The sequence below is a fragment of the Enterobacter sp. 342 genome, from assembly GCF_036663495.1.
In the GTDB taxonomy this organism is placed as follows: domain Bacteria; phylum Pseudomonadota; class Gammaproteobacteria; order Enterobacterales; family Enterobacteriaceae; genus Enterobacter.
Genome location: NZ_JAWUEI010000012.1, coordinates 98,940 through 120,578, shown reverse-complemented (window position 1 = coordinate 120,578; position 21,639 = coordinate 98,940). Strand labels below are relative to the sequence as shown.

21 protein-coding genes are annotated in these 21,639 nt (G+C 53.3%); 6 read left to right on the top strand and 15 right to left on the bottom strand.

The window, feature by feature from the left end; translation table 11 throughout:
- Nucleotides 1–6: 6 nt before the first annotated feature.
- From ulaD to ulaA, 4 genes are read right to left on the bottom strand one after another with little or no spacing between them, the layout of a single operon-like run.
- Nucleotides 7–657, bottom strand: coding sequence for a 3-keto-L-gulonate-6-phosphate decarboxylase UlaD (gene ulaD, locus V6E55_RS12305; protein ID WP_316942915.1), 651 nt, complete (start codon nucleotides 655–657; stop codon nucleotides 7–9).
- 12 nt (nucleotides 658–669) lie between these two features.
- Nucleotides 670–1,137 carry a PTS ascorbate transporter subunit IIA gene (ulaC, locus tag V6E55_RS12300; protein WP_028016454.1) on the bottom strand — a complete coding sequence of 156 codons (468 nt, stop codon included), beginning with the start codon at nucleotides 1,135–1,137 and terminating at the stop codon, nucleotides 670–672.
- A gap of 9 nt (nucleotides 1,138–1,146) precedes the next feature.
- Nucleotides 1,147–1,452, bottom strand: a complete 306-nt coding sequence (ulaB, locus tag V6E55_RS12295; RefSeq protein ID WP_003856022.1) for a PTS ascorbate transporter subunit IIB — start codon at nucleotides 1,450–1,452, stop codon at nucleotides 1,147–1,149.
- A 12-nt stretch (nucleotides 1,453–1,464) separates the two neighbouring features.
- Nucleotides 1,465–2,865, bottom strand: a complete 1,401-nt coding sequence (gene ulaA / locus V6E55_RS12290) for a PTS ascorbate transporter subunit IIC (RefSeq protein ID WP_316942914.1) — start codon at nucleotides 2,863–2,865, stop codon at nucleotides 1,465–1,467.
- Between the two features lie 358 nt (nucleotides 2,866–3,223).
- On the opposite strand from ulaA, the gene ulaG reads away from it, so the two are divergent.
- Both ulaG and ulaR read left to right on the top strand, forming a co-directional pair.
- On the top strand, nucleotides 3,224–4,288 hold the full coding sequence (ulaG, locus tag V6E55_RS12285) for an L-ascorbate 6-phosphate lactonase (protein ID WP_010427455.1): 1,065 nt from the start codon (nucleotides 3,224–3,226) through the stop codon (nucleotides 4,286–4,288).
- 109 nt (nucleotides 4,289–4,397) lie between these two features.
- Nucleotides 4,398–5,153, top strand: coding sequence for an HTH-type transcriptional regulator UlaR (gene ulaR, locus V6E55_RS12280; RefSeq protein ID WP_114979639.1), 756 nt, complete (start codon nucleotides 4,398–4,400; stop codon nucleotides 5,151–5,153).
- On the opposite strand, the gene yjfP is transcribed toward ulaR, so the two are convergent.
- Nucleotides 5,150–5,872 carry an esterase gene (yjfP, locus tag V6E55_RS12275; protein ID WP_316942913.1) on the bottom strand — a complete coding sequence of 241 codons (723 nt, stop codon included), beginning with the start codon at nucleotides 5,870–5,872 and terminating at the stop codon, nucleotides 5,150–5,152. The two genes, ulaR and yjfP, sit on opposite strands and share 4 nt — an antisense overlap.
- 137 nt (nucleotides 5,873–6,009) lie before the next feature.
- Here yjfP and bsmA point away from each other — a divergent pair, with 137 nt between their 5' ends.
- The 3 genes from bsmA to V6E55_RS12260 all read left to right on the top strand — a co-directional run bounded on the left by bsmA (nucleotide 6,010) and on the right by V6E55_RS12260 (nucleotide 8,865).
- Nucleotides 6,010–6,339, top strand: a complete 330-nt coding sequence (bsmA, locus tag V6E55_RS12270; protein ID WP_028016449.1) for a biofilm peroxide resistance protein BsmA — start codon at nucleotides 6,010–6,012, stop codon at nucleotides 6,337–6,339.
- Between the two features lie 136 nt (nucleotides 6,340–6,475).
- Nucleotides 6,476–6,763 (top strand): DUF1471 family protease activator YjfN, encoded by a 288-nt coding sequence (yjfN, locus tag V6E55_RS12265; protein ID WP_410493452.1) that lies wholly within the window; start codon nucleotides 6,476–6,478, stop codon nucleotides 6,761–6,763.
- Between the two features lie 170 nt (nucleotides 6,764–6,933).
- Nucleotides 6,934–8,865 carry a methyl-accepting chemotaxis protein gene (locus V6E55_RS12260; RefSeq protein ID WP_316942911.1) on the top strand — a complete coding sequence of 644 codons (1,932 nt, stop codon included), beginning with the start codon at nucleotides 6,934–6,936 and terminating at the stop codon, nucleotides 8,863–8,865.
- On the opposite strand, the gene V6E55_RS12255 is transcribed toward V6E55_RS12260, so the two are convergent.
- The gene (locus tag V6E55_RS12255) at nucleotides 8,862–10,484 is read right to left on the bottom strand and encodes an isovaleryl-CoA dehydrogenase (protein WP_114979670.1); all 1,623 of its coding nucleotides are present in this window, start codon (nucleotides 10,482–10,484) and stop codon (nucleotides 8,862–8,864) included. The genes V6E55_RS12260 and V6E55_RS12255 overlap by 4 nt on opposite strands.
- Before the next feature lie 201 nt (nucleotides 10,485–10,685).
- Between V6E55_RS12255 and V6E55_RS12250 the strand changes: the two genes are divergently transcribed.
- Complete coding sequence (locus V6E55_RS12250) at nucleotides 10,686–11,960, top strand: MFS transporter (protein WP_129996845.1); 1,275 nt, start codon at nucleotides 10,686–10,688, stop codon at nucleotides 11,958–11,960.
- A gap of 41 nt (nucleotides 11,961–12,001) precedes the next feature.
- Here the strand turns inward: V6E55_RS12250 and rlmB are convergent, their stop codons facing one another.
- The 9 genes from rlmB to hfq form a co-directional block, all read right to left on the bottom strand.
- Nucleotides 12,002–12,733, bottom strand: a complete 732-nt coding sequence (rlmB, locus tag V6E55_RS12245) for a 23S rRNA (guanosine(2251)-2'-O)-methyltransferase RlmB (RefSeq protein ID WP_023334255.1) — start codon at nucleotides 12,731–12,733, stop codon at nucleotides 12,002–12,004.
- A 68-nt stretch (nucleotides 12,734–12,801) separates the two neighbouring features.
- Complete coding sequence (gene rnr / locus V6E55_RS12240; protein ID WP_114979643.1) at nucleotides 12,802–15,243, bottom strand: ribonuclease R; 2,442 nt, start codon at nucleotides 15,241–15,243, stop codon at nucleotides 12,802–12,804.
- Nucleotides 15,244–15,281: 38 nt separating this feature from the next.
- A complete protein-coding gene (nsrR, locus tag V6E55_RS12235; RefSeq protein WP_023293453.1) occupies nucleotides 15,282–15,707 on the bottom strand; it encodes a nitric oxide-sensing transcriptional repressor NsrR in 426 nt (141 codons plus the stop codon).
- Nucleotides 15,708–15,899: 192 nt separating this feature from the next.
- On the bottom strand, nucleotides 15,900–17,198 hold the full coding sequence (locus V6E55_RS12230; RefSeq protein WP_024907332.1) for an adenylosuccinate synthase: 1,299 nt from the start codon (nucleotides 17,196–17,198) through the stop codon (nucleotides 15,900–15,902).
- A gap of 104 nt (nucleotides 17,199–17,302) precedes the next feature.
- Nucleotides 17,303–17,500: a DUF2065 domain-containing protein gene (locus V6E55_RS12225; RefSeq protein ID WP_010427497.1), complete on the bottom strand. Its 198-nt coding sequence runs from the start codon at nucleotides 17,498–17,500 to the stop codon at nucleotides 17,303–17,305.
- Between the two features lie 71 nt (nucleotides 17,501–17,571).
- Nucleotides 17,572–18,576 carry a protease modulator HflC gene (gene hflC, locus V6E55_RS12220; protein WP_114979644.1) on the bottom strand — a complete coding sequence of 335 codons (1,005 nt, stop codon included), beginning with the start codon at nucleotides 18,574–18,576 and terminating at the stop codon, nucleotides 17,572–17,574.
- Between the two features lie 2 nt (nucleotides 18,577–18,578).
- The gene (hflK, locus tag V6E55_RS12215) at nucleotides 18,579–19,841 is read right to left on the bottom strand and encodes an FtsH protease activity modulator HflK (RefSeq protein ID WP_028016441.1); all 1,263 of its coding nucleotides are present in this window, start codon (nucleotides 19,839–19,841) and stop codon (nucleotides 18,579–18,581) included.
- Nucleotides 19,842–19,897: 56 nt separating this feature from the next.
- Complete coding sequence (gene hflX / locus V6E55_RS12210) at nucleotides 19,898–21,178, bottom strand: ribosome rescue GTPase HflX (protein ID WP_028016440.1); 1,281 nt, start codon at nucleotides 21,176–21,178, stop codon at nucleotides 19,898–19,900.
- A gap of 73 nt (nucleotides 21,179–21,251) precedes the next feature.
- A complete protein-coding gene (gene hfq / locus V6E55_RS12205; RefSeq protein ID WP_008502919.1) occupies nucleotides 21,252–21,563 on the bottom strand; it encodes an RNA chaperone Hfq in 312 nt (103 codons plus the stop codon).
- Between the last annotated feature and the right edge of the window lie 76 nt (nucleotides 21,564–21,639).

Below are 21,639 nucleotides of genomic sequence, written 5' to 3'. Positions count from 1 at the left end.
CGCTCCTTAGCCCCAAAGCTGAGCGATGGAACGTTTGAACTGACGCGCCGCTTCTACCGGGGAGGCCGCATCGCGGATGCTACGACCCGCAATAAAGACGTGAATTGGAATACCCTTGAATAACGGCAGATCTTCCAGCGCCAGGCCGCCCGTAACGGTCACTTTGAAGCCCATATCAGCCAGACGTTTAATCGCACTGATATCCGCGTCACCCCAGGCCACGCCTGCGGCTTGAGCATCACGGCTACGGTGATAAACCACCTGCTGAATACCCTCATCACGCCACTCCTGTGCCTGCTCCCAGGTCCAGAAACCGGTCAGCTCAATCTGGACGTCGCCGTTAAACTCTTTTGCCACGTCCAGCGCGCCTTTGGCGGTGTTGATATCTGCACAGCAAATCACGGTGACCCAGTCAGCATTCGCTTCAAAACACATACGGGAGAGAATTTTGCCGGCATCAGCAATCTTGGCATCCGCCAGCACGATTTTGTGCGGATAGAGCGCCTTCAGGTCACGAACAGCACGAACACCTTCGCCCACACACAAGATGGTTCCAACTTCGATGATGTCCACTTCTTCTGCAATCAGACGGGTCGTTTCGTAAGCGTGGGACAGCGTCTGGTTATCCAGCGCAACCTGCAACATAGGTAATGACATTTTCAATTCCTCTTAAACTGCCGCCGCAGTGGCGATATCAATTAAATCCAGCACTTCCTGCTCGGTGCGGCAGGCACGTAAACGGTCGAAATTAGCCTCGTCATCAAACAGATTCACGATCTGCATGATGCCCACCTCCTGGTGGGTATTGGCATCAACAGCGGCCATGGTGATAAGAATGTCGACCGGGTCGTTATCTTCATGGTTAAACACCAGCGGTGTTTTCAGCGTCACCAGGGCAAAGCCGGTTTTCTTCACCCCCTCTTCCGGCCGGCCATGCGGCATGGCCAGGCCCGGTGCAATGACAAAGTAAGGGCCGTGCTGCGCAACGCCATCCAGAATGGCCTGGTAATAACGAGGCTCGACAACGTCAGCCTTAACCAGTAAATCCACGCTCAGCTTCACCGCTTCCTGCCAGGTGCTGGCCTCAGCCTGTAAGAGAATGGAATTATTCTCGGCCAGAGAATCACGTAGTTTCATGTGGCGTCCTTACTTCACGTCTTGTGGAAAATGTTCTTTGATTACTTCCAACAGCTTGGGGCCGAAATCTGCCGGTGACAGCATGTTGCGTACACCCACGACATATTTATTGCCTGACACGCTAATTTCACCGGCGATGTGGGTAGAGGCGATAATGATGTCCGCGCCGTTCAGCTCACTTTTGTATTCACCCACTGCGCAGCTGTTCACCGTGTGGTCAATGTTTGACTGGGTTAAAAACTGGTCCACTTTCATCTTCATGATCATGGAGCTACCTTGCCCATTGCCACACACAGCCAGGATACGTACGGTCATAATCGAAACTCCTTAATGAGCAGACACTTCTGCTGTTTGTTTTTCCGCATCTTCTTCAGCTCGCAGAGTGCGGCCAGCGAAGAACATATAAGCCAGAGCAATCAGAATGATGACGGCCATAAAGACCAGTCCGACGGATGCAAAACCCTGCATCATTGGTGGTGCCAGAATTGACCAGTCCGCCATACCCATCCAGGCGCTCATACCGGTGAGTTTGACCGCCCACACACAACCGAAGATTTCCACCATGCCCATCACCAGGCAGATCTTGAGCGCCGCGCGCCAGCCACCAAAGTGGTTCGCAAAGACGCCGATGGTGGCGTTAGAGAAGAACATCGGGATAAAGCCAGGAATGATCAGAATGGAAGAGCCGCAACCCACCAGGATGCCAACCGCAATCAACTGGCCGATGGTGCCCCACATAAAGCCCCAGACCACCGCGTTCGGTGCGAAGCTGTAGATAGCCGCACAGTCAATCGCCAGTACTGCGCCAGGAATCAGGCGCTGGGAAATCCCGTTAAAGGCTTCAGACAGTTCAGCAACGAACATACGCACGCCCTGAGTGATGATGAAAATCGCCACCGCGAAGGAGAAACCGGTCTGCAGGATATAGACCGTCCAGTGGATTTTCCCTGCCATCGCCTGCACCACGTCAATGCCGAAGGAGAGCAGAATGGCGCCGAAGAAGAGGGTCATAACAATCGCCGTAGAAACGATGTTGTCGTGGAAGATATTCAGCCAGCCAGGTAGCTTGAGGTCTTCGACACTTTCCTCTTTTTTGCCCAAATATGGCGCAACTTTGTAAGCAATCCAGGAGGCAAACTGCTGCTGATGCCCAATGGAGAAGCCGCAGCCATCGGTCACTTCCTGTGTGGGCTTGTACATCATGTTGGAGGTGATACCCCAGTAGAGCGATACCAGCACTGCGGTGCAGATAATCGTGGTCCACATTGGGTAACCGAAAATATAGAGGGAAACTGCAATCAGCCCAGCCTGCTGGAACATGATGTGTCCCGTCAGCATGATGGTGCGAATGCCAGTAATACGGCGCAGAAGAACATAAATAATGTTCAGCGCCAGCGCGAGCAGTACCGCATACCCCACCCAACTATAGGCATCACCCATGCGTTCGATGGTCGCCATCATTGAGGCGTAAGTGTCAGAGATTGCACCGTTGATGCCATACACTTCCGACATTTTGGCCACTACAGGCTTAAACGTGCTGGTCAGAATGCCTGACCCTGCCTGCAACAGCATGAAGCCGATGATGGTCTTAATCGTACCTTTAATAATGACGCTGACGCTCTTGCGCAGCAGGATATAACCCAGGCACGTCACAATACCCAGCAACAGCGGGGCGTTAGTCATTACCTGATTAAAGAACACGGTAAAGACGTTGTAGAGGATCTCCATAACTCTCTCCAGAAATGAGAACACGAGGGGCAATCCCTGTGTGGTTGGTGCCATCACTCTAGTAATCACAAATAATCACCACAAGATTGCATTTGATTATTTGTGACGTATCACGCAAATTATTTCCATGCTGTTAGTAATGATTTTCACCATCATCTGAAGAAAATAATTTAACCCTTATAATTCATGAAATTAATCATTTGTACGAGATAGTCTAACAAGGCAAAAGCGGATAATCCGTGAAGTCGAACAGATAAAATTCCTCATTTTTGCCGTTGCAAAGTACGTCAAATAGTGCCAGCATTAATCATAACAAATCATTAAATGATTACTTTTGATTAAACCCAGGAGTCAAACGATGAGTAAAGTAAACACCATCACCCGCGAATCATGGATTCTGAGCACCTTTCCGGAATGGGGTAGCTGGCTGAACGAAGAGATCGAGCAGGAACAGGTTGCTCCTGGTACCTTTGCAATGTGGTGGCTGGGTTGCACCGGTATCTGGCTGAAATCAGAGGGTGGGGCGAACATTTGTGTCGATTTCTGGTGCGGTACGGGCAAACAGAGCCACGGTAACCCGTTGATGAAAAAAGGTCATCAGATGCAGCGCATGGCGGGTGTGGAAAAATTACAGCCGAACCTGCGTACAACACCCTTTGTGCTTGATCCGTTTGCTATTCGTCAGATCGACGCTGTTCTCTCAACGCACGATCACAACGATCACATCGACGTGAACGTAGCCGCAGCAGTCATGCAAAACTGTGCCGATGACGTCCCGTTTATCGGACCGCAGACCTGCGTGGATCTCTGGATTGGTTGGGGTGTACCGAAAGAGCGCTGCATTGTCATGAAGCCGGGAGATGTGGTGAAAATTAAAGACATTGAAATCCATGCGCTTGATGCCTTTGACCGTACCGCACTGATTACTCTGCCTGCCGATCAGAAAGCCGCTGGGGTATTACCAGATGGCATGGACGAACGTGCGGTGAACTATCTGTTTAAAACCCCTGGCGGCTCTCTGTACCACAGCGGTGACTCTCACTACTCCAATTACTATGCGAAGCACGGTAATGAACATCAGATTGACGTGGCGTTGGGCTCCTACGGCGAGAACCCACGTGGCATCACTGACAAGATGACCAGCGCTGATATGCTGCGCATGGCGGAAGCGTTGAACACCAAAGTGGTGATCCCGTTCCACCATGATATCTGGTCAAATTTCCAGGCTGATCCACAGGAAATCCGCGTACTGTGGGAGATGAAAAAAGATCGTCTGAAGTATGGCTTCAAGCCATTCATCTGGCAGGTAGGGGGCAAATTCACCTGGCCACTGGACAAAGACAATCTCGAGTATCACTACCCGCGTGGCTTCGATGATTGCTTCACCATTGAACCCGATCTGCCGTTCAAGTCCTTCCTCTGATTGTGAATCCAAATCGCCAGACCTCTGTCTGGCGATTTCATATTTATTTTAGTAATTTCATGCTATTTCAAATATCATCTTTTCAAATCAATTCTTATCGGAATAGCTCATGACGGAAGCGCAACGGCATCAAATTCTCCTGGAACTCCTGGCGCAAACAGGGTTTATCACCGTCGAGAAAGTGATTGAACGTTTAGGGATCTCCCCGGCAACGGCACGGCGGGACATCAATAAGTTGGATGAAAGCGGTAAACTGAAAAAGGTCCGCAACGGTGCGGAAGCAATCAGCCAGCAGCGCCCGCGCTGGACGCCGATGAATATTCATCAGGCGCAAAATCATGATGAAAAAGTACGTATTGCCAGAGCTGCGTCGCAGTTGGTGAATCCCGGTGAAAGTGTGGTGATCAACTGTGGCTCCACCGCGTTTCTGCTGGGCCGTGAAATGTGCGGCAAACCGGTGCAAATCATCACCAACTACTTACCGCTCGCCAACTATCTTATTGATCAGGAGCATGACAGTGTCGTTATCATGGGCGGCCAGTACAATAAGAGTCAGTCCATCACCCTCAGCCCGCAGGACAGTGAAAACAGTCTCTATGCCGGGCACTGGATGTTCACCAGTGGCAAAGGCCTGACGGCAGATGGACTGTATAAAACCGATATGCTGACCGCGATGGCGGAACAAAACATGCTTAACGTAGTGGGCAAGCTCGTTGTACTGGTCGACAGCAGCAAAGTGGGCGAGCGCGCAGGGATGTTATTCAGCCGTGCCGAACAGATCGACATGGTGATCACCGGCAAAGGGGCTAACCCAGAGATCCTCCAGAAACTGGAGGATCAAGGTGTGAAAGTCCTGCGCGTTTAAAGGTGCTGGCTGAAAAATGCCACCGTGGCATCCAGCGCTGTTGGCGTTATACGGTGGCGCACACCCGCTTCCCACAGGCAGGTCAGGTTGCTATCCAGTCCCTCGCGCTGCAGCGACTGTTGGAGACGGAAGGTTCCATCGGGCGGGACTACATCATCCGCGTCACCGTGCCACAGCAACAGCGGGCGATCGGCCAGACGCGGTAATGCCCGGGTCACTTCCCACTCTTCCAGTGTCGCGGTTATTTTCGTTAAATCCTGAGGGGGAAAAAGCGTCTTCGCCAGTGAAGTAAAATAGCCCGAGCCCATCAGGCAGGCTACGGATTTCACCTCAGGATGATGTGTCATAATCCCCAGCGCCGTCATGCCCCCCATCGACGCTCCCGCCACGGCCAGACGATTATCAGCCACCAGTCCTGCCTCATAGAGCGCATCACGCAAGCCTGCAAACTCGGTCAGACTACCGTGCAGAATGTGCCAGAACTGCCCATGTCGCGCCTGTTCATTGCCCGTAAAGCGTGCGCCGTGGTCAGGTGCATCCGGCATCACCACCCGAAAGCCGGCCTGAGCCAGCGCCACCGCAAAATAACTGTAAACCAGCTTCGAAGACGTAAACCCATGATAAAAAACGATAACAGGCAGCGGTACATCACGTTTTCCCGCAGGTATCGCGTGTAAAATTTCATGGTCGCCGAGATGGCGTATTTCAATTTCAATCATTGTCGACCCTGTCCGAATGTATGATTCATAATGTTGAGAACTGGGTTACGCTTTCACGTCATTTTCATTCGAAATATACGTCCCAGATAACACTTCGGGAACATTCCCCCAAAACTAAATTCACAGACAACTACACTATGGCTATCAGGAAACGAGATATGGTTATGCGCAGGTTTGCTGCTTTATTGCTGGTGTCTCTGCTCAGTGGCTGTAACGCACTGCAGGGAACGCCGCAGCCCGCTCCACCGGTCGCCGATCATCCACAGGAGATTCGTCGTAATCAGACGGAAGGATTACAGCGAATGGGCACGGTTTCCGCGCTGGTTCGCGGCTCCCCGGATGATGCTGAAGAGGCAATAAAAGCACAAGCCGTCGCCGCCAAAGCAGATTATTACGTCATCATTATGATCGACGAAACCATCATAACGGGACAGTGGTACTCACAGGCAATTTTGTACCATAAGTAATGGTCTTCCTTTGAACGACATTTACACTGCTTTGCGTCCATAGACATTTTCCTGCCCACAATAAACTCCATGCCCGCGACAATGGAAGTGAGTTTATTTGCGAAGGATTGCCCGGCGGATACCGGAAATATGTGAAATGGAGCTGACGATGAAACGAACTCTTGCTTTGACCTCTCTGTTGCTCTCTGCAGGCCTTGTGAGCACAACCGCACAGTCAGCAGAATTCGCCAGTGCTGATTGTGTAACGGGTCTGAATGAAATAGGCCAGATCTCCGTGAATAATATATTGGGGAGCCCGCAAGACGTTGAACGTGTAGTTGCATTAAAGGCCGATGAGCAGGGTGCTTCCTGGTATCGAATCATCCAGATGCAGGAAGATAACCATGTTGACCATTGGCGCGTACAGGCCATTCTTTATGTTTAACCCCTCCCAATAAAAGCCACTTGTTTTTAGTGGCTTTTCGTTTTTGCAAATTTTTTATCTTTCAAAAAACACATCAAAAACAATTAACTAACATTTAGTTACATTAATCTGGTAAATGTAATCTCCGCTCTGCCGTTGAAGAACCATACCTTTTCAATAATGAGCAATTTATGATCAATTCTTTTCGCCATGCAGGTCTTGGTACGAAACTGTCACTGCTTACGGGTGTCAGTGTCGCCATACTGTTTCTGCTGTTCACTTTTCTGCTCAGTCAAAAAGCCAGCCAGCAGCTTGAAGAGCTTGCTGTCGAGGATCTGCATAACCAGTCCACTGGCATGGTCGATATGGTGCAGATGTTTAACACCAGCCTGAGTGAAGAGGTCGAGAGTTATACCAGCCTGTTTTCCACCTTTTTACCGCAGCCTCTGAATATTGATCATTCCCGGCCCCAGACGATTAACGGGCTTAGCGTTCCGCTTCTGAAAGGCGGAGAAACCGGGCTGCATGAAAATAACACCCTTTCGGACGAGTTCCTGAACCGTACGGGAGCCATTTCGACGCTGTTTGTACGCAGTGGTAACGATTTTGTTCGCGTAGCCACTTCCCTGCGCAAAGAGAATGGCGAGCGGGCAATCGGTACTATTCTGGATGTCTCCAGCCCGGCCTTCGCTGCCGTAAGCAAAGGCGAAGTCTACCGTGGACTGGCGCTACTGTTCGGCAAGCGTTACATCACCCAGTACCAGCCCGTTAAAAACGCCGAAGGACAGATCATTGCGATCGTCTTTGTCGGGGTGGACATCACCCGCTCCTGGAATGTCATGCGTGAGAAAATCCTCAACCGCCGTCTGGGTGAAAGTGGTCACTTCTTTGTGCTGGATCGCAGCAACGGCAAAACACGCGGTCAGTATCTGTTCCACTCCAGCGAAGAGGGTCAGTTACCGACATGGGACAGTGCAACACAACAACAACTGCTGAGTGATAAACCTGGCACACTGGAGCGTGTCACCGAGGACGGTCACACGCTGAAAATGGCCTATACCCCGCTACCAGGCTGGAACTGGACCATCGTCGGTGAAGTGGATAAATCCGTGCTGCTCTCAAACGTGACCACTCTGCGTGACCGCTTCCTGCTGGCTGGCGTGGTGTTGTCTGTACTCTTCGCGGGTCTGTTTGTGATGATTATTCGTCGGATGCTAACCCAACCGCTGCGAAATGTGATTCATCTGGCTCGTCAGTATGCTGCGGGCGATCTGCGTTCCAGCCTTCCCGTGACACGCCAGGACGAGGTTGGTCAGTTGATTGATGCCATCAATGGTATCGGTGGCGGACTGCAAAAAATGGTTCTGCAGGTTCGCGAAGCTGCAGGTGAAATCCATATGGGGACAAACGCACTGGCCTCTGATACCGGCGAGATTTCCGAGCAGATCAACAAACAGGCCAGCAGCGTGGAAGAGACCTCCGCCAGCATGGAGCAGTTGGCCGCAACCGTACAGCAAAACGCGGCCAATATGGAGCAAACACAGCAACTAGTTAGTGAAACCTCGCTCGCGGTACATCAGGGTGGTGAGACTGTAACTCACGCGGTCGCCACCATGGATGACATCCGAGAAGCGTCAAAACGCATCGAAGACATCACGCGCGTGATTGAATCCATTGCTTTTCAGACCAATATTCTGGCGCTCAATGCTGCAGTAGAGGCGGCTCGTGCAGGTGAACACGGAAAAGGTTTTGCGGTGGTCGCGCAGGAAGTTCGCGCTCTGGCTGGCCGGAGCGCTAACGCAGTGAAGGAGATTGAACAGCTGATTGGCGACACGCTCAGGAAAGTGAGTGAAGGACACGCCCTGTCCGAACAGACGCGTCTGGCGATGGACTCCATCATCCTTCATATTGATAACATCAGCCAGCTGGTCATGGAGATTAACCACGCGTCACGCGAGCAATCCGCAGGAATCGGTCAGGTAAATCTTGCTATGACCCACATTGGCGAAGCTTCACATATCAATGCCGATCGCGTCTCACGCAGCGAACAAACTGCACAAACGCTGCGCGAGAAGGGTTCACACCTCACCCAACTGGTGAGCTTGTTCCAGCTTAAAAACTAACCAACCCTGCCAGTGGCACGCAGCAGCAGGTCACTTTGCACCTGCTCGTTCATCAGTGTCCCACCACGGGTATCAAGCATCATGCGGCACCACGCCTGCGCCACGGGTGGCGATGCGTGCCGCAGCATTTGGCTCCCGGCACCCAGTAAGAAAAGCTGCTGCGCGATCTCCCGTCCCTGTGCCTCCTGAGGTTTACGCAGTTTTTGCTGAAGTTGCCGCCAGCTACGATCGAAGTGTCTGTCCTGCCCTTTCACCTGCGCAAAATCTTCGGCCAGCAGGTCGAAGATACCGGGCTGCTTCGCCAGTACGCGCAACACATCCAGGCACATAATATTGCCCGATCCTTCCCAGATGCTGTTTACCGGCATCTCGCGGTAGAGTCGTGGCAGTTCGTTCTCCTCGCAGTAGCCCATACCGCCGAGGACTTCCATTGCTTCTGCCACAAAGGGAATACCTGCTTTGCACACGCTAAATTTCGCCGCAGGGGTGAATAACCGAGCCCAGGCGGCTTCTTGCGGATCCGCCCGTTTATCCCACGCCCGCGCCAGACGAAATAGCAGTGCAGTCTGCCCCTCCAGCACCAGGGCCATACGGCTCAGCACATCGCGCATCAAGGGTTGATCGATAAGGTTTTTCCCGAACGTCTGCCGCTGATGGGCGTGGTAAAGTGCCACTGACAACGCCCGACGCATCAGCCCGTGGCTGCCCAGTGCACAGTCAAAGCGCGTCAGCCCGCCCATTCTCAGGATCTGCCGCACACCTTCGCCCTCTTCCCCGAGCAGCCAGCCGGAGGCATCGAGAAACTCCACCTCGCTGCTGGCATTGGATCGGTTGCCGAGCTTGTCTTTCAGTCGCTCCAGACGTACAGCATTGCGTTGTCCGTCAGGCAAAAAACGGGGAACAAAGAAACAGGAGAGCCCACCTTTCGCCTGGGCCAGCACCAGATGCGCATCGCTTTGAGGCACCGAGAAAAACCATTTGTGCCCCACCAGCCGGTAGCTGCCATCACTGCATTTTTCTGCTTTGGTGGTGTTGCTGAGAACGTCGGATCCCCCCTGCTTTTCCGTCATCCCCATACCGATTAGCAGACCACGCTTTTGCGATCCTGGGGCAAGATGAGGATCGTAACGATCGCTGAGTAGCGGCGTCAGCCAGTCATGAAATATTTTGGGGAGCGTCTGCTGTAGCAATGGTGTCGCAGCAAAGGTCATGGTTATGGGACAAAGCGTGCCGGCTTCAACCTGCGCATGCAGAACAAACCGTGCGGCTCTGGCAACAAAGGAACCCTTTCGCGCCTCCTCTTCCCACGCCAGGTTGTGTACACGGTTGGCACAGAGTCCTTGCATCAGCAAGTGCCATGCGGGATGAAAGCGGACATCATCCAGCCGTTCCCCGCTGGCATCATAGCGTAATAGCTCAGGTGGATTCACGTTCGCCAGCCTGCCCAGCTCCAGTGACTCTGCGGTGCCTAACTGCTGACCGATACTGGCGAGCAGCTCACTATCCCACTCGGCACCCTCACGGGAAACCGCGTCACGCAGGGCGCAGTCAGAGAGGAAAAGATTGCTGTTTGAGAGTGGGGCTGGTTGATTAAAAACGGTATGGGTCTGCCAGTGCATGCTGTCTCCCTCCTTCAGTGGCTCAGTGGCAATGAAGATAAGTATGGACAGACCGTGTTCACGCTGCATGGGAGTGAAGTCACACAGTGGCGATCCTGCTGATATCATTCGTGAAATAGCTCACAGAACATAAGAATAAACTATTTCATCACTTCTCTTTTGTTGAATAATTTATTCTTACCCCATTCAGTGAGGATCGTTATGCAAGCAGATGCGCACAAGCGAGCATTAATTGCAGGCTCCATTGGTAACTTTATCGAGTGGTATGAGTTTGCGGTCTACGGTTTTCTGGCGACCGTAATTGCGAAAAACTTCTTCCAGCTTGAGGGGGAAGCGGGGCTAACCAGCCTGATCCTGACCTACGCCTCGTTTGCCATCGCTTTCTTTTTCCGTCCCCTGGGCGCGGTGGTGTTTGGCCGCATCGGTGACAGGATTGGCCGTAAGCCGACGCTAATCATTGTGCTGGTATTGATGACGCTCGCTACCGCTGCTATCGGCGTGGTGCCGGTCTACGCCAGCATTGGGATTGCCGCACCGCTTATTATTACACTGCTTCGCATCCTGCAGGGGCTGTTCGCGGGCGGCGAGTACGGCGGTGCGGTCTCGCTGATGACGGAGTTTGCCCCGCGCGGCAAGCGCGGTCTGTACGGCGCGTGGCAATCCTTCACCGTGGCGCTGGGATTGCTGGCAGGCGCGGGTATTGTCGCGCTACTCTCCGCCCTCCTCACCCCTGAAGCTTTGCATGACTGGGGCTGGCGCATTCCGTTCTTCCTGGCGCTGCCCATGGGCGTCGTCGCACTATGGCTTCGGGTAAGCATGGAAGAGACACCCAGCTTTGTGCAGCAGCAGGACAAACCGGTCATCGCTCAGGCGGATACCGCTGCGACCCTCAGAGCTATCATAATGGGGATTGGCAGGGTGATGGTCTGGTCAGCTGCGGGGTATACCTATCTGGTGATTATGCCAACCTACCTGCAGTCAGCGCTGCACACCGGCTTTAACCAGGCGTTACTAATAGCGGTGATTTCGAATATTGGTTTTGCACTCACCATTATTCCCTCTGGGATCCTGAGCGACCGGATCGGGCGCCGCACGGTGATGATTATCGCCACCACGCTGCTGCTGATCCTCGCTCTGCCACTCCTGAAAATCCTACAGGCCGAATCCAGTACGCTGGCAGTGAAAGCGCTGGTGGTATTGATTGCAGGCGGTCTGGTGGGAATGCTGGCAGGGCCAGGCCCGGCAATGCTCTCAGAGATGTTCCCAACGCGTGTACGTTATACCGGGCTTGGGTTGGCTTACTCTCTGTCGAATGCGATTTTCTCAGGCTGCGCAGGGTTGATTATTACCGGGCTGATTAAAGAGACAGGCAATCTGGATATTCCAGCGTACTACGTCATGACGACAGCAGTGGTGAGTATTGTGGCACTGATGACGCTCAGAAAGGATGACCATTTGCGGTCGTTAGAGGAGTGAGGTTAATGCCCGGTAGCGTTTCGCTTACCGGGCACAAAAGGCTAGCCCCGCTGACGCACCGCTTCAAACAGGCAGATACCCGTCGCAACAGAAACGTTCAGAGACGACACGCTACCTGCCATCGGAATGCTGATGAGCTCATCGCAGTGCTCGCGCGTCAGACGACGCATACCTTCACCTTCTGCCCCCATCACCAGCGCCAGACGGCCAGTCATTTTGCTCTGATAGAGGGTATGATCGGCTTCACCGGCGGTACCGACAATCCAGATATTCTCTTCCTGCAGCAGACGCATAGTGCGCGCCAGGTTGGTAACACGGATCAACGGAACGTTCTCTGCCGCGCCGCAGGCCACTTTTTTGGCTGTGGCGTTCAGCTGTGCAGAGCGATCTTTTGGCACGATGACCGCATGTACACCGGCAGCATCAGCACTACGCAGACATGCACCGAGGTTGTGCGGATCGGTAACGCCATCGAGGATCAGGAAAAATGGGTTATCCAGCTCGGCAATCAGATCCGGCAGATCGTTTTCCTGATACTGACGACCCGGCTTCACACGGGCAATGATCCCCTGGTGAACCGCGCCTTCACTTTTCTCATCCAGGAACTGGCGATTCGCCAGCTGGATCACCACACCCTGTGCTTCCAGGGCGTGGATCAGCGGCATCAGACGCTTGTCTTCACGCCCTTTCAGAATGAACACTTCCTGAAAACGCTCCGGTGCGCGCTCCAGCAGGGCTTGCACCGCGTGGATGCCGTAAATCATTTCACTCATTGATGGTTCTCATTATGACGATACTTTTCCCTCTCCCCGAGGGGAGAGGGTCAGGGTAAGGGGCGGAATTACTCCGCCTGCTTTTTCTTAGCCGCGCGCTTCGCTTTGGTGGCGGCGGCAATTTTCTGGGTCTTAGCAGAAGGCTTTTTCGCTGAGCGAGCTTCTTTCTTCGCTGCCTTCGGTTTCTTTTTCTTCTCGCCACGGAAGGCGCTATCTGGCTCGAAGTTCACTTTCTTACCCGCCTGACGACGTTTGCCGCTGGCGTTACCGTTGCCACCTTTTTTCGCCTTCTCACGCGCCGTTTTACCCACATTACGTGGGCCACGCTCGCTGGAGATCAGGCTGAAGTCGATCTTGCGCTCGTCCATATTGACCGCTTCAACCTTCACTTCCACGCGATCTCCCAGACGATAGGTCTGACCGCCGGATTCGCCAATGAGGCGCTGCCCGACCTGGTCAAAACGGTAGTAGTCGTTATCCAGGCTGGAGACATGCACCAGGCCGTCGATAAACAGCTCATCGAGACGAACAAAGAAACCAAAACCGGTCACGCTGGCAATCACACCTTTGAAAACGTTACCGACCTGATCCAGCATAAAGTCGCACTTCAGCCAGTCAGAAACTTCACGGGTCGCTTCATCCGCGCGGCGTTCGGTCATGGAACAATGCTGACCCAGTTGCAGCATCTCTTCCATCGAATAGTGATAGCCACCGGTTTCAGTCGTCTTCCCTTTATGACCCTGCTCCTGCGCCAGCAAATATTTGATTGCACGGTGCAGGGAAAGGTCCGGGTAACGACGAATTGGCGACGTAAAGTGCGCGTAGGACTGCAACGCCAGACCGAAGTGCCCACGGTTTTCCGGATCGTAAATCGCCTGTTTCATGGAGCGCAACAGCATGGTCTGCAGCATTTCTGCATCCGGACGGTCGCCAATGGATTCCAGCAGCTCGGCATAATCACGCGGCTCGGGCTTGTTACCACCTGGCAGCTCCAGACCCAGTTCAGCCAGTACTGAACGGAACGCGGTAATGGCTTCCGTCGACGGTTTATCGTGAATACGGAACAGCGCAGGTTCTTTAGCTTTCTCAACAAAACGTGCCGCCGAGATGTTCGCCAGGATCATACACTCTTCGATCAGCTTGTGCGCGTCGTTACGCTGGGTCTGTTCGATACGTTCAATGCGACGTTCCGCGTTGAAGATAAACTTCGCCTCTTCGCTCTCAAAGGAGATCCCGCCGCGCTCTTCGCGCGCCTGATCCAGCGTTTTGTAGAGGTTATGCAGCTCTTCAATGTGTTTCACCAGCGGCGCATATTGTTCGCGCAGATCCTGGTCGCCCTGCAGCATATGCCAGACTTTGGTATAGGTCAGGCGCGCATGTGAGCTCATGACTGCTTCGTAGAATTTGTAACCTGTTAAGCGCCCTTTGGTGGAGATGGTCATCTCACAAACCATACAGAGGCGGTCAACTTGCGGGTTCAGGGAGCACAGACCGTTAGAGAGCACTTCCGGCAGCATCGGCACGACCTGTGACGGGAAGTAAACCGAGGTACCGCGGTTGCGCGCTTCGTTATCCAGCGGGGTATGCGGGCGAACATAGTAGCTCACATCCGCGATGGCAACCCACAGACGCCAGCCGCCACCGCGTTTTTTCTCGCAGTACACGGCATCATCGAAGTCGCGGGCATCTTCGCCATCAATCGTCACCAGCGGCAGATCGCGCAGATCCACGCGGCCAGCTTTAGACTCTTCAGGCACTTCTTCACGAAGGCCTTCAATTTGTTCTTCAACCGCTTTCGGCCAGATGTACGGGATCTCATGGGTACGCAGCGCCATATCAACAGCCATGCCGGTGCCCATGTTATCGCCCAGTACTTCCACGATTTTCCCGACCGCTTTAGTGCGACGGGTAGGACGCTGGGTGAGCTCAACCACCACCACAAAGCCCATGCGCGCGCCCATAACCTCTTCAGGTGGGATCAGGATATCAAAACTCAGACGGCTATCGTCCGGCACCACAAAGCCGACGCCAGCGTCGGTAAAGTAGCGGCCAACAATCTGGCTGGTTTTTGGCACCAGCACACGCACCACGCGAGCTTCGCGGCGACCTTTACGGTCAGCGCCCAGCGGCTGCGCCAGGATCTGGTCACCGTGGATACACATTTTCATCTGTTCAGATGAAAGGTACAGATCGTCTTTACGGCCTTCCACGCGCAGGAAGCCATAGCCGTCGCGGTGACCAATAACGGTTCCTTTCAGCAGATCAAGACGTTCTGGCAGCGCATAGCACTGACGGCGGGTAAAGACCAGTTGCCCGTCACGCTCCATGGCGCGCAGGCGACGGCGAAGGGCTTCAATTTGCTCTTCACCTTCAATATTTAATTCAACAGCAAGTTCTTCACGATTGGCGGGTTTTTCGCGTTTTGTTAAGTGTTCAATGATGAACTCGCGGCTGGGGATAGGGTTCGCGTATTTTTCGGCTTCGCGTTCCTGGAATGGATCTTGTGACATGTCGGTTCCTCCGTTGTCAGCTCCGGTGGAAATTTTCTTCATTCCACCAGCAATAATTTATAAAGCGGTTGATTCTCTTCAACCAAATCGGCCAGCGTGTAGTTATCCAGTTCCTTGAGAAAACTTTGCACGGCCTTAGAAAGCGCCTTTTTCAGACGGCAAGCGGGCGTAATGTGGCAGAACTCGCTGCTGCAGTTCACCAGAGACAATGGCTCCAACTCACGTACCACATCGCCAACACGAATACTCTGCGCCGGTTTACCGAGACGGATCCCCCCATTCTTCCCGCGAACGGCAGCAACATATCCGGCACGACTAAGTTGATTGATTATTTTGACCATATGATTACGAGACACGCCGTAGACCTCTGTTACTTCAGAGATACTGGTCATTTTCCCATCGGGTAACGACGCCATGTAGATCAGCGCGCGTAAGCCGTAATCGGTGAAACTTGTTAACTGCACATCAACCTCAGGAAAAAAGGAAAACGCGGATAGACCGCAAAGTGATTCATTAATGATGATAAACCAGCCAGATAGTTAGCGGCTAATTTATTTGACAGACGGGGCTAAAAAGCGGAGATCAAGGAGCGGTCGCCGGATGGCGGTACGCTTATCCGGCCTACGGGTCACCCCGCAGGCCAGCAGTCACGAAGATTATGCGTCGAACGGGTCGCGCAGGATCATCGTTTCAGTACGATCCGGGCCGGTAGAAATAATATCGATCGGCACTTCGGTCAGTTCTTCAATACGCTTGATGTAATCCAGCGCCGCCTGTGGCAGGCCACTACGTTCTTTCACGCCGAAAGTGGTCTCAGACCAGCCTGGCATGGTTTCGTAGATTGGCTCGATGCCTTCCCAGTCGTCAGCCGCCAGCGGAGTGGTGGTCACTTCGCGGCCATCTGGCATACGGTAGCCTACGCAGATTTTCACTTCTTTCAGGCCGTCCAGTACGTCCAGCTTGGTCAGGCAGAAGCCAGACAGGGAGTTGATCTGCACTGCGCGACGCACTGCAACCGCATCCAGCCAGCCGGTACGACGACGACGACCGGTGGTCGCGCCAAACTCGTTACCTTGCTTGCACAGGAACTCGCCGGTTTCATCAAACAGCTCGGTCGGGAATGGACCCGCACCCACGCGAGTGGAGTAAGCTTTGATGATACCCAGAACGTAATCCACATAACGCGGGCCCAGGCCAGAGCCGGTTGCCACGCCACCTGCGGTGGTGTTAGAAGAGGTCACGTACGGATAGGTACCGTGGTCGATGTCCAGCAGCGTACCCTGCGCACCTTCAAACATGACGAAATCGCCACGCTTGCGCGCCTGGTCCAGCAGATCAGATACATCAACAACCATACCGGTCAGGATGTCAGCAATCGCCATGACGTCATCCAGTACTTTCTGGTAGTCAACGGCATCCGCTTTATAGAAGTTCACCAGCTGGAAGTTGTGATATTCCATCACTTCTTTCAGTTTTTCAGCGAAGGTTGCTTTGTCGAAGAGGTCACCCACGCGCAGACCGCGACGAGCTACTTTGTCTTCGTAAGCCGGGCCGATACCACGACCGGTGGTACCGATCGCTTTTGCGCCACGCGCTTTTTCACGCGCAACGTCCAGTGCCACGTGATAATCCAGGATCAGCGGGCAGGCTTCGGAGAGCAGCAGACGCTCACGAACAGGGATACCACGGTCTTCCAGACCTTTCATCTCTTTCATCAGCGCAGCCGGAGACAGCACAACGCCGTTACCGATGATGCTGGTGACGTTATCACGAAGAATGCCTGATGGAATAAGATGGAGGACGGTTTTTTCACCGTTGATTACGAGAGTATGGCCTGCGTTGTGACCGCCCTGGTAGCGTACAACATATTTAGCCCGTTCAGTCAGAAGATCAACAATCTTCCCTTTACCTTCGTCACCCCATTGGGTGCCCAGTACGACGACGTTGTTACCCATTTTTTTCAAAATCACCGTTTGCTTAAAAATGGATTCTACCATCGCTTTTTCAGATATACAGCACTTTTTGACCTCAAAATACGCCAAATCCGACCACTTTTTGATCAGCCAATCGTTTTCTTCAACATGTAGTAGATCACGATGCCAGCAACCACAAGACCGCCGCCAAAACGACGCAAAATATTATCCGGGAGCTGGCTCATCGTCGCAATCATACGACGCCATGCGCGCGGATAAAGCATAGGGCCAAGACCTTCCAGCACTAACACCAGCGCCAGCGCGAGCCAAATGGTTGAATTCATTTTTATTCCTTATAAAAGAAAACCACCGCTCCGTGAAGAGCGGTGGTTTGAATACTCAAACGAGCTTGAGTTTATCGCGTCGCGTTGGTCGGCGTCTTCATATAACGGAAGAAATCGCTGTCCGGGCTGAGGACCATCACATCCTGGTTGCTCTGGAAGCTATTCTCGTAAGCTCGCAGGCTACGGATAAAGGCATAGAAGTCCGGATCCTGGCTGAAGGCATCTGCAAACAGCTTCGCAGCTTCTGCATCACCTTCACCGCGCAGAATACGTCCCTGACGCTCAGATTCCGCCAGTGTCTTGGTGACTTCGTAGTCCGCTGCAGCGCGCAGCTTCTCAGCCTCTTCCTGGCCCTGTGAACGGTGACGACGGGCGACCGCTTCACGCTCAGCGCGCATACGGTTGTAGATCGCCTCGGACACTTCCGCTGGCAGGTTGATCTGCTTAATACGCACGTCAACCACTTCAATACCGAGTGCCGCCATACTGTTCGGGTTGATCACCGGCACTTTGCCGTTGGTTTCAGCCTGAACACGTTCCGCCGCTTTAGCAATCGCATCATCAGCTGCCGGTGTTGAGACTTCGTCTTCTGTTCCTGCGGTACCAGAGTTCAGCGCATCACGTACTTCCAGTGTCAGACGGCCGCGGGAATCGGTCACGATATCTTTCACATCCAGACGTCCAATCTCAGAACGCAGACGGTCAGAGAACTTACGTTTCAACAGCACTTCTGCCTGAGAAACATCGCCACCGCCTGTCGCCAGGAAGTAACGGCTGAAATCACTGATGCGCCATTTAATATAGGAATCAACGATCAGGTCTTTCTTCTCTTTGGTCACGAAACGATCGGCCTGGTTATCCATGGTCTGGATACGGGCATCAAGCGTTTTCACCGACTGAATGAAAGGCACTTTGAAGTGCAGGCCCGGCTCATAGATCACCGGACGCTTGTCGCTATCACGGACGACGCTGCTGAACTGGAATTTGATCCCTCGTTCACCCTCTTTCACAACGAAAATAGAGGTGTAAAGCACGACCAGTACGATGATGATGATCGCAATAACTGACTTACGCATCCTTATTCCCCCTGACGCTGGTAGTCGTTACGCTGCGCGTTAGCACGGCGTTGGTCCATGATGTCACCATCGTTCGAAGAAGGCGTGGTTGTTGCGCTTGAGCTACTGGACGACGCAGGTGGCAGACGCAGCAGGTTGTTGGAACCGCTGGTGTCAGCTTTCGCCGCCGGAGCCGAACCGCCTTTCAGCATCTGGTCCAGTGGCAGTACCATCAGGTTTCCGCCTTTGTTGTCGTTAACCAGCACTTTACGCGTGTGGCTCAGCACTTTTTCCATGGTCTCGATATAGAGACGTTCACGGGTAATTTCCGGAGCCGCTTTATATTCCGGCAGAATTTTCGCGAAACGCGCCACTTCACCCTGTGCTTCCAGGATGGTCTGGGTTTTATATGCGCGAGCTTCTTCAAGAATACGCTGCGCCTGGCCGTTAGCACGTGGCTGAACTTCGTTGGTGTACGCTTCCGCTTCACGGATGTACTGCTGTTCGTTTTCACGGGCAGCAATCGCGTCATCAAACGCCGCTTTCACCTCTTCCGGCGGACGAGCAGCCTGGAAGTTGACGTCCAGAAGGGTAATACCCATGTTGTACGGGCGAATGGTCTCTTCCAGCTCACGCTGGGTATCGCTACGAATAACGGTACGACCTTCGGTCAGGATGCGATCCATGGTGTATTTACCGATAACACCACGCAGGGCGCTGTCGGTTGCCTGACGCAGGCTGTCATCGGCGCTGGTCACGCTAAACAGATAACGTTCAGGATCGGTTACGCGGTACTGCACGTTCATCTCAACGCGCACCACGTTCTCATCAGACGTCAGCATCACACCAGACGCCGCCAGTTCACGGACAGATTCCACGTTTACCGCGGTAACGTCGTCAATGAAGGTCGGTTTCCAGTTAAGACCTGGCTCCACCAGATGACTGAACTTACCGAAACGGGTGACGACACCGCGTTCCGCTTCTTTAATGGTGTAGAACCCGGTGGCAGCCCAGATGATCACCGCCGCAGCGGCAACAATGCCCACCACGCGGCCACCCATTTGCGGGCGCGGCCCCTGGGTAGAATTTCCACCCGAACCAGAACCTTTACCTCCGCCAAGGCCACCAAGCTTTTTGCTCAGCTTGCGGAAGATATCATCCAGATCCGGCGGCCCCTGCTCGCGACCACCTTTGTTGCCATTTCCCCCAGAGTTGCCGCCTTGATTATTGCTGCTTCCCCACGGGTCGCGGTCTTGTCCGTTGTTACCGGGCTGATTCCACGCCATGTATATGCTCCATATTTGTTATGCAAGGGCGAATTATTCAGGCATCCCCTTTCTGATCAGACGATATAGTCGACCAGCGCAGGTTCTTGTTTACAGAGGCGACGCCAGTCAACGATCGGCATACGCACCTGCATCCCCACGCTGCCGTCATCCTCCATCCACTCTTTTTCTATCGCCTGAAGCTGATAAAACCGGCTGCGCAGCCTGCCTTCCTGTGGCGGCAATCGCAGCGTGTGCTGAGCTACCTCACCGGAAAGACGTTCTGTCAAAGCCTGGAAAAGCAGTGGCACACCAATACCGGACTGGGCAGAAAGCCAGACCCGAATCGGTTTGTTCTCTTCATCTCGATCAATGCGCGGCTCGAAATCCTCCAGCATATCGATCTTGTTCATCACCAACAGCGTTGGGATCTCGTGGGCATCAATCTCTTCGAGCACCACGTTTACCGCGTCGATGTTCTCCTGTACACGAACATCGGCCGCATCAATCACGTGCACCAGCAGGGTCGCCTGTCGCGTCTCCTGCAGGGTGGCTTTAAACGCCGCCACCAGGTCATGCGGCAGATGACGGATAAACCCTACGGTATCCGCCAGCACTGTTTCACCCACATCGGCGACGTCAATACGACGTAACGTTGGGTCCAGGGTCGCAAACAACTGGTCTGCGGCATAAACCTGGGCCTCAGTAATCTGGTTAAACAGGGTGGATTTACCGGCGTTGGTATACCCCACCAGCGACACCGTTGGGATGTCGGCTTTTGAGCGCGCACGACGACCTTGCTCACGCTGTTTCTCAACGCGTTCCAGACGTGAGAGGATCTGGGTAATACGGCCACGCAGCAAACGACGGTCGGTTTCGAGCTGGGTTTCACCCGGACCGCGTAAACCAATCCCGCCTTTCTGTCTCTCAAGGTGGGTCCAGCCACGCACAAGCCGCGTTGCCAGATGGCGCAACTGCGCCAGCTCAACCTGCAACTTACCTTCATGGGTACGCGCACGTTGAGCAAAAATATCTAAAATCAAACCCGTGCGATCGATAACACGGCATTCGCAAAGCGCTTCCAGGTTACGTTCCTGGGCCGGAGACAGCGCATGATCAAACAACACAACTGAAGCGCCAGTTGCTTTTACGGCATCCGCAATTTCAACTGCTTTACCTTCACCAACAAAATACTTTGGGTGCGGCGCTTTACGGCTACCGGTAATCACCTGCATTGCTTCGACACCGGCGGAAGAGACCAGAGATTCAAACTCCTGGAGATCTTCCATATCTTTGTCTTGCGAAAAATAGATGTGTACCAGCACCGCCTGCTCACCGGCATCATAACGGTCAAACAAGCGTAAACCTCTCTAAAAAGATCAGCGGGGAACGCAGGATCCCTGGCTCCCCGTGTGGATAACAGCAGAGACCTTATTCGGTCTCGTCGCTGTCCTGCGCTGGCGTTGAAGAACCCTGCGCGTTGCTGCCGTGATGGTAGTTACTGCCAGTGCCGCCGCCAGCGTTATTGCTGTGATGAGATACCGGACGAGACGGAACAACAGTAGAAATCGCGTGCTTGTAGACCATCTGACTGACCGTGTTTTTCAACAGGATCACGAACTGATCGAAAGACTCAATCTGACCTTGCAGCTTAATACCATTCACCAAATAAATAGAAACTGGAACACGTTCCCGACGCAATGCGTTCAGGAACGGATCTTGTAAAGATTGCCCCTTAGCCATTCTATCTTTTCCTTATATGCTTGTTTTGTACTTAGAACCTTGCGATTCTGAAAAATTGCGCACGATACGTCTCAAT